Here is a 14370-nt window from a genome sequence, read left to right as displayed (position 1 = left end):
GCGCGCCTACCATGCGTAGATTGGCCGTCTATTGCGGCTCGGCCACCCCTGCGGACCCGCGCTACATCGAACTGGCGCGCGATGTCGGCCGCGAACTTGCCGAGCGCGGGATCGGCGTCGTCTATGGCGGAGGCCGGCTGGGCCTGATGGGCGCGGTGGCGAGTGGCGCTCTCGATGCGGGCGGCGAGGTGATCGGGGTCATCCCCCATGCTCTCGCGGGCTCCGAAGTCGCCAATCACGATTGCACCGAACTGTGCACGGTGACAGGGATGCACGAACGCAAGCAGCGCTTCACCGACCTGTCCGACGGATTCGTGACCATCCCCGGAGGGGTCGGCACGATGGATGAGCTGTGGGAAGCGGTAAGCTGGGCACAGCTCGGTTATCACGCCAAGCCGGTCGGCCTGCTCAACGCGTTCGGGTTCTACGACCACCTGCTCGCCTTCAACCGCCACATGGCGGAAGTCGGCTTTGTGCGCCCGGTCCACCAGGGCATCATCGTCGCCGCCGAAACGCTGCCCGATCTGCTCGACCGGATGGCAGCGTACCGTCCGCACACCCCGATCTTCGAGATGCAGGCAAGCGAGCTGTGACGCAGCCGAAGGGTCGCCCTCGCCGCGTCGTCCCCCGGATGCTGGCGCCTTCGCGCATCCTGCGCACGACCCCGGCGCAGGCGGGCGGCGGGCGCGAACGGGAAGACCTCGTCGATTGGGCGGAGGATTCGATCGCGCGCGGATCGAAGAGCTTCGCGCTCGCCAGCCGGCTGTTCGACAGCGCCACGCGCGAGAAAGTATGGCTGCTCTATGCCTGGTGCCGGCGCTGTGACGACCTTGCCGATGCGCAGGAATTGGGCGGCGCGCTGGGCGAGCAGGAAGGTGCCGAGCGCCGCGTCACCGCCATCCGCCTCTTGACCGAACGCGCATTCGAAGGCCTGCCGACCGCCGACCCGGCGTTCGACGCCTTCGGTCTCGTCGCGCGCGAATGCGGCCTCACCCGCGAGATGGCCGAGGACGTCATCATGGGCTTCGAGCTCGACGCGCTGGGCTGGCGTCCGCGCAGCGAAGCGGACCTGGCGCGCTATTGCTACCATGTCGCGGGCGCGGTGGGCGTGATGATGGCGGTCGTCATGGGTGTCCCGCGCGACGATTCGTGGATGCTCGACCGCGCCTGCGACCTCGGCTTCGCGTTCCAGCTCGCCAACATCGCCCGCGACCTCGACGAGGACGACAAGGCCGACCGCTGCTACCTGCCGCAGGAATGGCTTGCCGAAGAGGATATCGAGCCCGGCCAGCACATGAAGCCGCATCACCGGCAGGAACTGGCCGACATGACCGCGCGCCTCATCCGCCGGATGGAACGGCACGAGGCATGGGCGCGGATGGGAGCGGCGCGGCTCCCCTTTCGCAGCCGCTGGGCCGTGCTGGCCGCCGCCCGCATCTATGGCGCGATTGGCCGGGAAGTGCGGGACCGCGGGACGCACGCCTGGGACCACCGCGTCGTCATCGGCAGCAGCGCCAAGCTGCGCCATGTGACCGCAGCGTTCTGGGAAGCGGTCAGGAACAAGCCGGAAGAGCCTGGCGAAGAGCCCGGCTGGAACCGCGGCGACATCCTGATAGACGTGCGCATGTCCGGCCCCATCGCCCCGCCGCCGATGGCGCCGCTCCCGGAGTGAGCGTCTTGCCGCCCGTTCGCCGCGGGACTAACCGGCGCGCATGATCAGCAAACTCCTCATCGCCAACCGCGGCGAGATCGCCTGCCGCGTGATGCGCACCGCGCAAGAGATGGGGATCGCCACAGTCGCGGTCTATTCCGACGCCGATGCCGAGGCGCTCCACGTACGCGAGGCGGACGAGGCCGTGCACATCGGCCCCTCCCCCGCGGCCGAGAGCTATCTGTTGGGCGACAGGATCATTGCGGCCGCCCGGGCAGCCGGGGCCGACGCGATCCATCCCGGCTACGGCTTCCTGTCCGAGAATGCGGCCTTCGCGCGGGCGGTGACCGAAGCCGGCCTGGTCTGGGTCGGTCCGAAGCCCGAAAGCATCGAGGCCATGGGCCTGAAAGATGCGGCCAAGAAGCTCATGCGCGCGGCCGGCGTGCCGGTGACGCCGGGCTACGAGGGCGATGACCAGTCGCCCGGGCGCCTGAAGTCGGAAGCCGACGCCATCGGCTATCCCGTGCTGATCAAGGCGGTCGCCGGCGGCGGCGGCAAGGGTATGCGCAAGGTCGATGCGGCAGAGGATTTCGAGGCCGCTCTCGCCTCGTGCCGGCGCGAGGCGGCCGCGAGCTTCGGCAATGACGAGGTCCTGCTCGAAAAGTGGATCACCTCGCCCCGCCATATCGAGGTGCAGGTCTTTGGCGACAGCCACGGCAATGTCGTCCACCTGTTCGAGCGCGATTGCTCGCTCCAGCGCCGCCACCAGAAGGTGATCGAGGAAGCCCCCGCGCCCGGCATGGACGAACAGACGCGTGAGGCGATCTGCGCCGCCGCGGTGCGCGCTGCCAAGGCGGTCGATTACGAAGGCGCGGGCACCATCGAATTCATTGCCGACGCCAGCGAAGGCCTGCGCGCCGACCGCATCTTCTTCATGGAGATGAACACCCGCCTGCAGGTCGAGCATCCGGTGACCGAGGAGATTACCGGCGTCGACCTCGTCGAATGGCAACTGCGCGTCGCCAGCGGGGAGCCAATCCCGCTCGCCCAGGACGAACTGTCGATCGACGGCTGGGCGATGGAAGCCCGGCTCTATGCCGAAGACCCGGTCAGCGGGTTCCTCCCCTCGACCGGCCCGCTCGAGCTGCTCGAACTGCCCGACGGCATCCTGCGAGTGGAGACCGGGGTGGAAGAAGGGGACGAGGTCAGCCCGTTCTACGATCCGATGATCGCCAAGCTGGTGGCTCGCGGCGACACGCGCGAGGAGGCAATTATCGATCTCGCCGCAGGGCTTTACGCAACCCGGGTGTGGCCGGTGAAGACGAATGCGGCGTTCCTGCTCGCCTGCCTCAGCGATCCCGTGTTCCAGGCCGGCGAAGTCACCACGGGCCTGATCGCGGAGCGCGGCGATGCGCTGACCCAGGTGGCCCCTGTCGGTGACGCCGAATGGCAAGTCGCGGCGCTGTCGCTGTTCGCGCCGTGGTTCGCCGCGGGCGAGGAGCCGGGTGCCGGACCCTGGGGGGCGAACTTCGGCTTCCGCCTCAACCGGCCCGACGCGCCGCGCATCACCGTCCAGCACCTCGGCGAACGGCGGACCCTGATGCTGGAGGACTGCACCGGCGCCAGCGGCTTTTCCGCGCCGGTCGAGAGCGGCGTGCTGGTCTGGCGCGACGCCCAGCCGTACCTGTTCACCCTGCCCAACTTCTCGGGCGGCGGGCATTCGGCTGCGGATGGGGCCATCCTCGCGCCGATGCCGGGCAAGGTCATCGCGGTTGACGTGGAGCACGGCCAGGCGGTCGATGCCGGGCAGCGGCTGCTGGTGCTCGAAGCGATGAAGATGGAGCACGCGCTCACCGCTCCGTTCGCCGGGACCGTCATCGAACTGTCGGTCAGCGAAGGCAGCCAGGTGCAGGTGGAGGCGGTGCTGGCCGTGGTGGAGCCTGCTGCCGATACTTAACGCTTGCTCTCCCGTCGCGTCGTTGCGAGCGTAACAGGGCAAGGACGAGGACGGGAATGAGCTGGGACGCTGAACTCGACGAACTGCGCCGGCGCGAGGCACTCGCCGAGCAGATGGGCGGAGCCGACAAGGTGGCCCGCCAGCATGCCCGCGGCAAGATGGACGCGCGCGCGCGCCTCGCCGCGCTGGTCGATCCGGGCAGCTTCCGCGAGATCGGCAAGATCGCCGGCAAGGGCTCCTACGACGATAACGGCGAGCTGACCGGCGTCCTCCCCGCCCCGTTCCTCTTCGGCAAGGCGACCATCAACGGGCGCCCGGTTGTCGCCACGGTCGACGATTTCACCATTCGCGGCGGCGCGGCGGACGCGGGCATCGGCCGCAAGATGGTCCAGGCCGAGAAGATGGCGCACGAGCTCAAGCTCCCGATCATCCGCATGATCGACGGCACCGGTGGCGGCGGCTCGGTCAAGACGCTCGAGATGATCGGCGCCACCTACATTCCCGCGGTGACGCCATGGGGCGACGTGGTCGAGAACCTGGACACCGTGCCGGTGGTGGCGCTCGCGCTCGGGCCCACGGCAGGGCTCGGCGCGGCGCGGATCGTCGCCAGCCACTACTCGATCATGGTCAAGGGACTCTCCCAGATCTTCGCCGCGGGACCGGCGGTGGTGGATGCGCTGGGCGAGGCGTGGAAGGACGGCTCGCAAAGTCACGAGGAAGCCAAGGAAGCGCTCGGCGGCAGCGGCATCCATACCCGCAACGGCGTGGTGGACGACGAAGTGGCCAGCGAGGCCGAGGCGTTCGCCCGCGCGCGACACTTTCTCTCGTTCATGCCCGAGCATGTCGGACAGCTTGCGCGGCGTTCGGCGTGTTCGGACCCTGTTCGGCGCCGCGAAGAAGCGCTTCTTTCACTCGTCCCGCGCGGCGAGAAGCAGGTTTATTCGATGCGCCGCGCGCTCGACCTGATCATGGACAAGGGGACCGTGTTCGAAATCGGCCGCAACTGGGGTCGCGCCGCGATCACCGCCCTCGCCCGCCTCGACGGCTGGCCGGTGATGGTGCTGGCGAGCGATCCCAGCTTCCTCGGCGGATCGTGGGACGCCAAGACTTCCGAGAAAGTAGAACGCTGGGTCAAGCTGGCCGACCAGTTCCGGCTGCCGATCGTGCATCTCGTTGACAACCCTGGATTCATGATCGGGCGCGAAGCCGAAATGGCGGGCACCATCCGCTATGGCGTCCAGGCGATGAACGCGGTTTACAGGGCGACCGTCCCGCTCGCCAGCGTGGTCATGCGCCGTGCCTACGGCATCGCCGGAAGCGCCATGTCGAACGCAGATCGCTACCAATACCGCTATTGCTGGCCCTCGGGCGACTGGGGCTCCCTCCCCATCGCGGGCGGGCTGGAAGTCGCCTACAAGTCCGAGATCGAGGCGTCGGACGATCCCGCCGCCACCCTCGACGCGATCCGGGAGCGGCTGGCGAAAGTCACCTCGCCTTTCCGCAGCGCGGAGCGGTTCAATGTGGAAGACATCATCGACCCGCGCGACACCCGGCCGCTGCTGTGCGAATTCGCCGAGCTCGCCTGGCGCGCGCTCGGGGCCTAGTTCGCCATCCGCGGATGAAGCCGGCGGAACAGCCGCCCCTTTTCGCTGAAAAGCACCATCGCGAGGCTGATGACGCCCGAGATCAGCAGTGCCCAGGCGAGCGGCTGCGCGGTGCCGTCATAAGCCTGGCCGATGATCGCTCCGAGCACAGCCGAGGTGACCATCCGCAGGAACGACTGGGCGGAGGAAGCGGAACCCGCGATGTGCTGGAACGGCTGCATCGCGATCGAGCCGAAGTTGGCGCCGACGAAACCGAGCAGCGCCATGTTCGTCGCCATCAGGGGAAGAAACTGCCACAGTTTTTCCTCGCCCGAGCTCGCCGCCAGCACTTGCAGCACCGACGTCGCGATGAAGGCCAGAAGCGCGGTATGCGAAACCCGCCGCGCGCCGAACCGCTCGACGATGCGCGAGTTGAAGAAATTCGCCAGCGCCATCCCCGCCGCGGCTCCACCGAAGATGAAGGGGAAGTACGGCCCCATGTGAAAGGTATCGCTGACGAGCTGCTGCGCCGAGTTCAGGAAGCCGAACAGCGCGCCGAACACCAGGCTCGAGCCGACGACGTAGCCGATGGCATCGCGCCGCAGGAAAGCCTCGCGCATGTTGCGCAGCACCGGGCCGAGCGAGATCGACTGACGGTCCTCCGCGTGCAAGCTCTCCGGCAGGTCGCGCAACGTCCACAGGCCGACCAGCGCGGCAAGAACCGCCATCAGCACGAAGATGTAGCGCCAGCCGGCGAACAACAGCACCGTCTGCCCGAGGAACGGCGCGAGCACCGGCACGACCATGAACACGACCATGATGGTCGACATCATGCGGGCCATCCGGTCCCCGCCCACCCGGTCACGAATGATCGCGGCGGGCAGCACGGAAAGGCCCGCGGTGAGGAAAGCCTGCGTCATCCGCAGCGCGATCAGCACCGGAAATGACGTCACGAGCGAACACAGCAGCGAAAGCGCTGCGTAGATCACGATCGCCCCGAGCAGGAGCGGCCGCCGCCCGAAGCGGTCCGCCAGCACGCCCGGTACCAGCGCGCCCAGCCCCGATCCCAACAAGTAGGCGCCGATCACGAACTGCCGCTGATTGCCCGACGCGCCCAGGTCGTCGCCGATCATGCCGATTGCGGGGAGCATCGAATCGATGCCGAGCGCCTGCAGGCTCATCAGCGCGGCCATCATGAACACCAGCCGCCGCTCGCTCATCGCGGCGAAGGCAGTCTGTTCGGCGGGGGTAGCGGCTCCGTGCATGGGGGCGGGGCCATGAACCCCTTGCGGCGGCTTGGCCAGTGACGATTTGTGCATATGCTTCCGCCAACGCGCGGGGCGGCGTATCGGGTATGCCCAATGAGCAGCGCAGAACCGACCGAGCCGGCAGATGACGAGGAAGGGGGCCAGCACGACGTTGGCCTGCGCAAGATCATCCACGTCGACATGGACGCGTTCTTCGCCAGCGTGGAGCAGCGGGACCACCCCTCGCTGCGCGGCAAGCCGGTCGCGGTCGGCGGCTCGTCGGGCCGGGGCGTGGTCGCCGCGGCCAGTTACGAGGCGCGCCGGTTTGGCGTTCGCAGCGCAATGCCCTCGCTTACCGCGAAGCGGCTGTGCCCCGACCTCATCTTCTGCAGGACACGCTTCGACGTATACAAGGAAGTCTCGGGCCAGATCCGGGCGATATTCCGCGACTACACGCCGCACGTCGAGCCACTGAGCCTCGACGAAGCCTATCTCGACGTGACCGACGACCTGAAGGGCATCGGCAGCGCGACGCTCATCGCCGAGGAGATCCGCCGCCGGATCCGCGCCGAGACCGGCCTTACCGCGAGCGCGGGTGTCAGCTACAACAAGTTTCTCGCCAAGCTCGCGAGCGACCAGAACAAGCCGGACGGCCTGTGCGTCATCCGTCCCGGACAAGGAGCCGCCTTCGTGCAGTCGCTGCCCATCCGGCGCTTTCACGGCGTCGGGCCCAAGGGTGCGGAGAAGATGGCGCGGCTGGGGATCGAGACCGGCGCCGATCTTGCGGCCAAGGATATCGCCTGGTTGCGGGCCCACTTCGGCAGCTTCGCCGACTATCTTTACCGTGCGGCGCGCGGGATCGACCTGAGGCCGGTGCGCGCCAACCGGATTCGCAAATCGGTCGGTGGAGAGCGGACTTTCTCCGAGGATATCTCGAGCGGACCGGCGCTGCGCGAGACGCTGGAGAACATCATCGACATCGTCTGGGACTCGATCGAGCGCACGCAGGCGAAGGGCCGCACCGTGACCCTGAAGATGAAGTACACCGATTTCCAGATCACCACCCGCGCGAAGTCGCTCCAGCGCCCGGTGGCGAACAAGGCGGAGTTCGCGCAGTCGGCGCGCAGGTTGCTCGACGAGGCGCTCCCCTTGCCGCTGCCGATCCGGCTGATGGGGCTGACGCTGTCGAACCTCGAAGGCGCGAGCGCGGCCGAGCTGCCACGCGACACCGCCCAACTCTCGCTGTTGCTCTAGCGCAACTTGCCGCGCCAGGCGGCGATCCGCGCGCGGGTGAGCGGGGTCAGCGGCTCGGGCAACGAGTGGGTGGGGAAGAAGCGCACCTCGACAATCTCGCGCTTGTCGGCGCGGGGGCGATCGAGCGTTCGGGCGGCCACAAGCCACGCGGTATGGGGCGAGCCCGAGATCGTCTCGTGGAGCTTCTCCAGCACCCGCACCCCTTCGAGCCTGCAGCCGACTTCCTCGGCAATTTCGCGCCGGGCGGCGTCTTCGGCTTCCTCCCGCGGACCCATTCCGCCACCGGGAAGCGCCCAGGCGCCCGAGCCATAGCTGTGCCGGACCAGCAGCAAGCGCCCTTCCATGTCGGTGACGAAGACCGAAACGCCCGCGAGAGGCGCCCGGCGGAACTTGCGCCAGTGGTGGCGCCAGCGATGGGCCAGCCTCAGAAGCGCCCGATGCAGCGGCCGGGGGATCAAGTGAAGCATACGACCGGCTGCGTGGCCGCGGCGAGCAGGCGGGCGACCGGAAGGTCGCCGCGTCCGCCCAGGGCGTCTTCGAACACCCGCCGCTTGGCCTCCCCACGGATGACCAGCAGGAGCCGGTCACTCGCGAGCAGCGCGGGGATGGTCAGGGTCACGCGGTCGAACGGGGCTTCGGGCGGAAGCGGATCGGGCGTTAGCCGGCGGATTGAGTCCCGGTCGTCGGGCCGGGGATCCGTGTTCGGAAACAGCGAAGCGACATGGCCGTCCTCGCCCATGCCAAGCCAGACCAGCGCAAAGCGCGGCACCTGCTCCATCTCTGTGAGCGTAACAACCTCGGCCCCGACGGGGCCCAGCAGGGCCCGAATACGCCCGGTGTTCGAAGCGGGGTGGTCTTCCGGAACTATCCGGTCGTCGGTCGGCCATACAGTGATCCGGGACCACTCAAGCGGCATGGAGGCGAGCCGTTCCAGGATCGGAAAGGGAGTGGACCCTCCCGGTACCGCGATGGCGGTGGGGCCACCTTCGGCGATCGCTTCGCCGATGGCACGCGCGAGCCAGCCGGCAATCGCCTCATCGCTGGCGCCCTCGATGATGGAGATATTACTCACCCGCCGCTCATACCAAAAATGCCGTCCCCGACCAGTGGCGGGGAGCGGCCTTTCTTGCTGAGACAGCTCGTTACTTGAGCGTCTGCGAGAGAAACCAGACGCGTTCCTCGGCGGCATCCTGCCATTCATCGACCAGGGCGCTGGTGGCGTTGTCACCGGCTTCCTCGGCAGCATTCTTCAGTGTTTTAAGACCGCTGACGAGCGTCTCGTTGTCAGCGCGAAGTGCTTCGACCATTGCGTCGGCTTCCAGCGCTGTGTTGTCTTCGTCCTTGATCCGGCTGGTCCTGGCGATCGCACCGATCGAAGTAAGGGTCTCTCCATCCTGCTTGCGGACCCGCTCCGCCATCGCATCGGTCACCCCGAGGATCGCGGCTGCTTGCTCGTCGAACAGCAGGTGCAGGTCGCGGAAGCGCGGACCTTTGAGATGCCAGTGAAAGTTCTTGGTCTTGATGTAGAGAGCGAAGTGATCCGCGAGCACTCCGTTAAGCTCGTCGATCATCGCCTTTTTCGAGTTGTCGCCTGTCTGGGCCATTCTTTCCTCCGTTCTCCCTGTCAACGGGCCGGCGGATGGTCGGATTCTCGACAAAAGTCCGAAAGAGTAATCGGTTCAGCCGATAATTCCCCGGCTCGCGAGGCCGATAACCAGGGCGACGATTGCAAGTACGGCTGCCATGACGCGCCGGATCAGGCGCAGCGGCCAGTCCCTGATTTCGTCGCCCATCGCAATGCCAAGGCATAGCGCCACGATCCCGCCTGTTGCTCCGCCCGCCCCTGCCAACCATGCCGGCCCACCTGCGGCGAGCGCGAGAACGAGGAACCGCGCCGCGTCACCGACCTGCCGTGCGGCCAGCACGATGAAGATGGCGGCGAGCGACTGCGTCGGCTCCTCGGGCAGCGTCGCGGCCCTGGGCCAGGCGAGTTCTACCGCGGCGATAAGCAGCGCGAGGGCGACGAGCATATCCGCCGCCGGTCCAGGGAGGATCAACGTCAGCGTGAGGCCCGCGGCCGCCATGGCGAAGGCCGAGGCTATCGAGGAGAGCACCCCCACCGCGAGCAGCGGACCGCCCCGCCCCAGTCGCTCTGCCAGCCGCGCCACCAGCATCTGATCGCGCCCGCCGAGCGAAACGGCGATTACCGCGACAAGTGCGAACAGGAAAGCGCTCAAGCGATCAGTTCCGCGATCCTGGCGTCAGATCCATGGCCCCGTGATCGCCAGCGTCTTGGCCGGGTGGTATGCGTTGACGAACAGCGTCCGGCCGTCGGGCGCGAAACATGCCCCCGCCCACTCGGTCTGCTGGTGCAGCAGGGCCAGCGGATAGGCCACGCCTTCAGGCGTGATGCCGCGAAGATGGTTGGTCACGACGTCGGTGTACTGGTCCTCACAAACGACAAGGTCGCCCCACGGAGCGATCGTCAGGTTGTCGCCGAAGTTGAATTGATCGGGGCTGGTCGATTCGAAGAACAGTTGCAGCTTGCCGCCTCCGCGGTCCTCCCCCGCGGTATCGAGGCGGAAGACCTGACCCAGCTTTGCGGTGCCCCCGCTGGTGCAGCAGAAGTAGAGCTCACCCTCTCCCATGTGGATGCCTTCGCCACGGGCGAAAAGCGCTGCTCCCGACGCCGCACCGCGCTTGCGCAAGTCATCCTCCGGCGCCTCGACGTCGGTGAGGTCGATCCACCGGACCGCGCGCCAGCTTTGCGGCGCGACGCTGACCCCGCCCCAGTTGCGCGTGTCTCCGACTCCATCGGTGAACGCGAGCGCCTGGAGCTTGCCGCCTTCAGCGAGCTTTCCCGGCACCTTGGGGATGAAACGGTATAGCAGGCCGTCGTCGCGATCCTCGGTCTGGTAAACATACCCGGTGCGCGGATCGACGCAGGCCGCTTCGTGGTTGAACCGGCCCATCGCCTTGAGCGGCACCGGATCGACCAACCCCGGCGCGCGGGCGGGCACTTCGAAGACCCAGCCGTGATCCCTGTTGATCGCCCCGCCCGCGCGCATCGGCGCTTCCTCGCAGGTGAGCCAGCTGCCCCACGGGGTGGTGCCGCCGGCGCAATTGCGGATCGTACCGGCGAGAGAACGGTATTGCTTCTCCACCGCAAGCGTCCTGGCGTCGAGGACAATGGTGGTCGTCCCGCCCGGAAGCGGGACGAGGCTTCGGGCCATCGTGTCGAACGCAGGGCCCATCACCCCGCCGCCGTCCTTGCCGGGCATGAGTTCGTGGTTGCGCACCAAGGCGATCTTTCCGCCGCCGAGGTCGAAACAGCCCATTCCATCCGCGGCGTCGGGCACGGTGAAGCCGTCGCTCATCGTATCGCCGAGTTGGGATATCACACGGTAAGTGAACCCCGCAGGCAGATCGACCAGCCCGGCCGGGTCGGTGACCAACGGCCCGTAGCCGGTCGAGGCGCGGTGCTGCATCGTGGAGCACCCGCTCGCAGCAAGCGCGGCGAACGCACTGGCGGTCGCGCCGAGAAATGAGCGGCGATGCATAGGCATGGTCATGAAAAGCGAACCTTCTTGGCGTTTGCGTATCTGGCCTGCGATAGCGGGATGAAACGGCGATGACAGCCGATTCTTGGGTGGAGAACGATGCGATGAAGCTGGAAGCGGGACTGGCTGCAGTGGTGACGGGTGGGGCCTCGGGCCTCGGCAGGGCGAGCGCGCAGGCTTTGAGCGACGCGGGCTTCAAGGTCGCGATTTTCGACGTCAACGACGAAGCGGGCGAGGCACACGCAAAGGCGATCGGCGGCCTGTTCTGCCACGTCGATATCACCGACGAGGATTCGGTGCTTGCAGGCTTCGAGAAAGCCCGGGCCGCACACGGCCAGGAGCGCGTCACCGTCCACTGCGCCATGACCAGCCGGCGGGGCAAGACCGTGGGCTGGGACAAGGCAAGTGGCGGCTACAAGCGCCTCTCTACCGAGGATTACGCCTTCGGTGCAGAAGGCGTGCTGGTTTCGAGTTACCGGGTAGCGTCGATCTCCGCGCTCGGCATGGCCAACGCCGAACCTCTCAACGAGGACGGGGAACGCGGCGTGATCATCCTCACTGCCAGCGTCGCGGCACAGGACGGGCAGATAGGACAGGTGATCTACGGCTCCTGCAAAGCGGGGGTGAACGGCCTCGTCCTCCCGATGGCGCGCGACCTGATGGACCTCGGCATCCGGGTCAATTCGATCATGCCGGGCATCTTCGCCACCCCGCTGATGCTCGGGATGAAGGATCGCAATCCCGCGATGTGGGACCAGCTCAACGCGAGCGTGCCGTTCCCAAAGCGGCTCGGCGAGCCGGACGAGTTCGCTTCGCTCGTGCTTGAGATCGCCCGCAACGGCTATCTCAACGCGCACCAGTTCCGCCTTGATGGCGGCATCCGCATGCCTCCCAAGTAAGGATCACGCGACCATGGCCAGCCAGACCAATGAATATCCCGCCAAGGGGTACGCCGCCACTTCGCCCGACAGCGGCATGGCGCCGTTTTCCTTCACCCGCCGCGGACTTCGCCCCGACGATGTCCTGATCGACATCAGCCACTGCGGCATCTGCCATTCGGATCTTCACACGGCGCGCAACGACTGGGGCCGCACGACCTACCCCGTAGTGCCGGGGCACGAGATCGTGGGCACGGTGGCGGCCGTCGGCGAGGGCGTCACCCGTCACGCGGTCGGCGACCGGGTGGCGATCGGCTGCATGGTCGATGCCTGCATGGAGTGCGATCACTGCAAGGCCGATCTCGAACAGTATTGCCGAAACGGCATGACTGGCACCTACAACGGCAAGGATCGCCAGGACGGATCGATCACCTACGGTGGCTATTCGGACAAGATCGTCTGCCGCGAGGAGTTCGTGCTCAAGGTGCCCGAGACGCTCCCGTCGGACCTGGCAGCGCCGCTGCTCTGCGCGGGGATCACCACTTACTCGCCGCTGCGCCAGTGGAAGATCGGCCCGGGCAGCAAGGTCGCGGTCGCCGGTCTCGGCGGGCTTGGCCACATGGGAGTTAAGCTGGCGGTCGCGATGGGGGCGCACGTGACTGTGCTCAGCCGCAGCGAGGATAAACGCGCAGATGCGCTGGCTCTGGGCGCGCAGGATTTCCTTATCACCACCGACAAGGACGCCATGCGCGCCGCCGCGGGACGTTTCGACATGGTGCTCAACACCATCCCCGTGCGCCACGACGTCGCGCCCTATCTCCTGCTGCTGAAGGTCGACGGGGTGCAGGTGATCGTTGGAATGATCGAGAAAATGCCGGAGCTGCACACGGGCATCCTGCTGGGGCGCAAGATTCTCACCGGAAGCGGGATCGGCGGGCTCGCAGAAACGCAGGAGATGCTCGATTTCTGCGCCGAGCATGGCATCGCGCCCGAGATCGAGACGATCCGCATGGAGGAGGTCAACACCGCCTACGACCGGATGGAAGCGAGCGACGTGAAGTATCGCTTCGTCATCGACATGGCCACGCTTTGACGGCGCGTTAGCGAAGCAGCGGCAGCCCTTCACGGATCGCCGCGACCAGTTCAAGCGGGTGATCGACGAGGACGTGGTGATAGGCGTCCTCTACAACCGTGGTGAACCGCAGGTCGGTCATCAGCGATTGAAGGTCTTCAAGCCGTCCCGGGGGGAACAACGCGGACTTCTCCCCGATAATGATGCCCGTCGGCACCCTGGGCCTGGCGGCAAGGTTGCCGCGCTCGAAGTGCGCCCAGAATTGCGGGTCGAAACGCCACGTCCACCCGCCGGGTGCCTCGTCGGTTTCGGCCACCTCGTGCAAGGCCTTGCGGGCGATCCAGTCGATGATCTCGGGCAGGCCGTCGTCCTGTTCGGGCAGGAAACGGAACCGGCGCAACGCGGAGGCGAGCGAGGGATAGCGCGGGTTGAGCGTGCGCCCCTGCGCCAGCCGAGGGGGTGGGCCGCCCTCGTCCCTCGGCGGTGCCGAATCGACCAGGATCGCGCCTGAGATCGCCTCGGGGTGGAAACTCGACAGGTAGAGTGTCGGAAAGCCGCCGAAAGAGTGGGCGATGATCACCGGGGGTTGCCCGCTCGCGCCGAGCTGCGCTGCATCGATTGCGCCGAGCGCCTCCTCGGCGAATGTCGGGATCGCGTAGCGTTCGCGCCAGTCGGAGCCGCCCATCCCGGACCAGGAGATCGCGGCGCAGCGGTAATCGCCTGCGAAAAGCGGGGCGATGAAGCTCCACCAGTCGGCGTGGGCGGCATTGCCATGAAGGAACAGCAAGCCCGGTTTGCCGACCTCGCCCCAGGTCAGCAGCTCAATCGCAGCGCCGTCAACTTCAAAGGTCGACCGTTCGGGCGCGTTCGCGAGCGCCTCCATGAACCAGTCCGCCGCCGGCGGCTGTTCACCATCGAAACGGCCCAGCAAGGTGCCGTCGTAGTTCGGATCCACCGATGCGACCTGGTTCAAGCCTTGCCCCCCGAAAGCGTTGCAAAACGCCACCATTGCCGCCGCATGGGCGCTTGGCAAGCGGGGTCGGGAAATCTGGAGCGGGTAGCGGGAATCGAACCCGCGCGTTCAGCATGGGAAGCTGACAGGCTACCATTACATCATACCCGCGCCTGCAGGCGGGCCATTAGCTTGACGCCAGCGCGACGGTCAATC

At 67.1% G+C, this 14370-nt stretch carries 14 protein-coding genes and 1 tRNA gene; 7 read left to right on the top strand and 8 right to left on the bottom strand.

Going from position 1 to position 14370, the window contains the following annotated elements; genetic code table 11:
* The first annotated feature begins 11 nt into the window (after positions 1 to 11).
* Genes IEW58_RS02710 through IEW58_RS02695 form a run of 4 tightly spaced genes read left to right on the top strand, consistent with a single transcriptional unit; the run spans position 12 to position 5212 of the window.
* Positions 12 to 593 carry an LOG family protein gene (locus tag IEW58_RS02710; RefSeq protein WP_188643713.1) on the top strand — a complete coding sequence of 194 codons (582 nt, stop codon included), beginning with the start codon at positions 12 to 14 and terminating at the stop codon, positions 591 to 593.
* 38 nt (positions 594 to 631) lie between these two features.
* Positions 632 to 1672, top strand: coding sequence for a phytoene/squalene synthase family protein (locus IEW58_RS02705; RefSeq protein WP_188645638.1), 1041 nt, complete (start codon positions 632 to 634; stop codon positions 1670 to 1672).
* Between the two features lie 40 nt (positions 1673 to 1712).
* The gene (locus tag IEW58_RS02700) at positions 1713 to 3608 is read left to right on the top strand and encodes an acetyl/propionyl/methylcrotonyl-CoA carboxylase subunit alpha (protein WP_188643712.1); all 1896 of its coding nucleotides are present in this window, start codon (positions 1713 to 1715) and stop codon (positions 3606 to 3608) included.
* 56 nt (positions 3609 to 3664) lie between these two features.
* Positions 3665 to 5212: an acyl-CoA carboxylase subunit beta gene (locus tag IEW58_RS02695; protein WP_188643711.1), complete on the top strand. Its 1548-nt coding sequence runs from the start codon at positions 3665 to 3667 to the stop codon at positions 5210 to 5212.
* On the opposite strand, the gene IEW58_RS02690 is transcribed toward IEW58_RS02695, so the two are convergent.
* The gene (locus IEW58_RS02690; RefSeq protein WP_188643710.1) at positions 5209 to 6456 is read right to left on the bottom strand and encodes a multidrug effflux MFS transporter; all 1248 of its coding nucleotides are present in this window, start codon (positions 6454 to 6456) and stop codon (positions 5209 to 5211) included. The two genes, IEW58_RS02695 and IEW58_RS02690, sit on opposite strands and share 4 nt — an antisense overlap.
* A gap of 96 nt (positions 6457 to 6552) precedes the next feature.
* On the opposite strand from IEW58_RS02690, the gene dinB reads away from it, so the two are divergent.
* Complete coding sequence (gene dinB, locus IEW58_RS02685) at positions 6553 to 7692, top strand: DNA polymerase IV (protein ID WP_188643709.1); 1140 nt, start codon at positions 6553 to 6555, stop codon at positions 7690 to 7692.
* On the opposite strand, the gene IEW58_RS02680 is transcribed toward dinB, so the two are convergent.
* The 5 genes from IEW58_RS02680 to IEW58_RS02660 all read right to left on the bottom strand — a co-directional run bounded on the left by IEW58_RS02680 (position 7689) and on the right by IEW58_RS02660 (position 11264).
* Complete coding sequence (locus IEW58_RS02680) at positions 7689 to 8159, bottom strand: NUDIX domain-containing protein (protein ID WP_188643708.1); 471 nt, start codon at positions 8157 to 8159, stop codon at positions 7689 to 7691. The genes dinB and IEW58_RS02680 overlap by 4 nt on opposite strands.
* Positions 8147 to 8764 carry a 6-phosphogluconolactonase gene (locus IEW58_RS02675; RefSeq protein WP_188643707.1) on the bottom strand — a complete coding sequence of 206 codons (618 nt, stop codon included), beginning with the start codon at positions 8762 to 8764 and terminating at the stop codon, positions 8147 to 8149. The genes IEW58_RS02680 and IEW58_RS02675 overlap by 13 nt, the downstream gene beginning before the upstream one ends.
* A 70-nt stretch (positions 8765 to 8834) precedes the next feature.
* Positions 8835 to 9296, bottom strand: a complete 462-nt coding sequence (locus tag IEW58_RS02670) for a Dps family protein (protein WP_188643706.1) — start codon at positions 9294 to 9296, stop codon at positions 8835 to 8837.
* A gap of 75 nt (positions 9297 to 9371) precedes the next feature.
* Positions 9372 to 9929, bottom strand: a complete 558-nt coding sequence (locus IEW58_RS02665; protein WP_188643705.1) for a hypothetical protein — start codon at positions 9927 to 9929, stop codon at positions 9372 to 9374.
* 24 nt (positions 9930 to 9953) lie between these two features.
* Positions 9954 to 11264 (bottom strand): alkaline phosphatase PhoX, encoded by a 1311-nt coding sequence (locus tag IEW58_RS02660; protein ID WP_229658405.1) that lies wholly within the window; start codon positions 11262 to 11264, stop codon positions 9954 to 9956.
* A 92-nt stretch (positions 11265 to 11356) separates the two neighbouring features.
* Here IEW58_RS02660 and IEW58_RS02655 point away from each other — a divergent pair, with 92 nt between their 5' ends.
* A complete protein-coding gene (locus tag IEW58_RS02655) occupies positions 11357 to 12151 on the top strand; it encodes an SDR family oxidoreductase (RefSeq protein ID WP_188645636.1) in 795 nt (264 codons plus the stop codon).
* Between the two features lie 13 nt (positions 12152 to 12164).
* Complete coding sequence (locus IEW58_RS02650; protein ID WP_188643704.1) at positions 12165 to 13223, top strand: NAD(P)-dependent alcohol dehydrogenase; 1059 nt, start codon at positions 12165 to 12167, stop codon at positions 13221 to 13223.
* Between the two features lie 7 nt (positions 13224 to 13230).
* Here IEW58_RS02650 and IEW58_RS02645 read toward each other — a convergent pair whose 3' ends face one another.
* Together IEW58_RS02645 and IEW58_RS02640 are read right to left on the bottom strand one after the other, a co-directional pair.
* Positions 13231 to 14175 carry an alpha/beta fold hydrolase gene (locus IEW58_RS02645; protein WP_229658404.1) on the bottom strand — a complete coding sequence of 315 codons (945 nt, stop codon included), beginning with the start codon at positions 14173 to 14175 and terminating at the stop codon, positions 13231 to 13233.
* A 76-nt stretch (positions 14176 to 14251) separates the two neighbouring features.
* A tRNA-Gly gene (locus IEW58_RS02640) sits at positions 14252 to 14325 on the bottom strand.
* Between the last annotated feature and the right edge of the window lie 45 nt (positions 14326 to 14370).

The sequence above is a fragment of the Tsuneonella deserti genome, from assembly GCF_014644315.1.
In the GTDB taxonomy this organism is placed as follows: Bacteria; Pseudomonadota; Alphaproteobacteria; order Sphingomonadales; family Sphingomonadaceae; genus Tsuneonella; species Tsuneonella deserti.
This window is presented reverse-complemented; position numbering and strand designations above follow the sequence as displayed.

Bases quoted from the DNA above. Each gene is read 5' to 3' on its own strand.
- IEW58_RS02710 (WP_188643713.1), top strand. From the start codon at position 12: ATGCGTAGATTGGCCGTCTATTGCGGCTCGGCCACCCCTGCGGACCCG.
- IEW58_RS02705 (WP_188645638.1), top strand. From the start codon at position 632: ATGCTGGCGCCTTCGCGCATCCTGCGCACGACCCCGGCGCAGGCGGGC.
- IEW58_RS02700 (WP_188643712.1), top strand. From the start codon at position 1,713: ATGATCAGCAAACTCCTCATCGCCAACCGCGGCGAGATCGCCTGCCGC.
- IEW58_RS02695 (WP_188643711.1), top strand. From the start codon at position 3,665: ATGAGCTGGGACGCTGAACTCGACGAACTGCGCCGGCGCGAGGCACTC.
- IEW58_RS02690 (WP_188643710.1), bottom strand. From the start codon at position 6,456: ATGCACGGAGCCGCTACCCCCGCCGAACAGACTGCCTTCGCCGCGATG.
- dinB (WP_188643709.1), top strand. From the start codon at position 6,553: ATGAGCAGCGCAGAACCGACCGAGCCGGCAGATGACGAGGAAGGGGGC.
- IEW58_RS02680 (WP_188643708.1), bottom strand. From the start codon at position 8,159: ATGCTTCACTTGATCCCCCGGCCGCTGCATCGGGCGCTTCTGAGGCTG.
- IEW58_RS02670 (WP_188643706.1), bottom strand. From the start codon at position 9,296: ATGGCCCAGACAGGCGACAACTCGAAAAAGGCGATGATCGACGAGCTT.
- IEW58_RS02660 (WP_229658405.1), bottom strand. From the start codon at position 11,264: ATGACCATGCCTATGCATCGCCGCTCATTTCTCGGCGCGACCGCCAGT.
- IEW58_RS02655 (WP_188645636.1), top strand. From the start codon at position 11,357: ATGAAGCTGGAAGCGGGACTGGCTGCAGTGGTGACGGGTGGGGCCTCG.
- IEW58_RS02650 (WP_188643704.1), top strand. From the start codon at position 12,165: ATGGCCAGCCAGACCAATGAATATCCCGCCAAGGGGTACGCCGCCACT.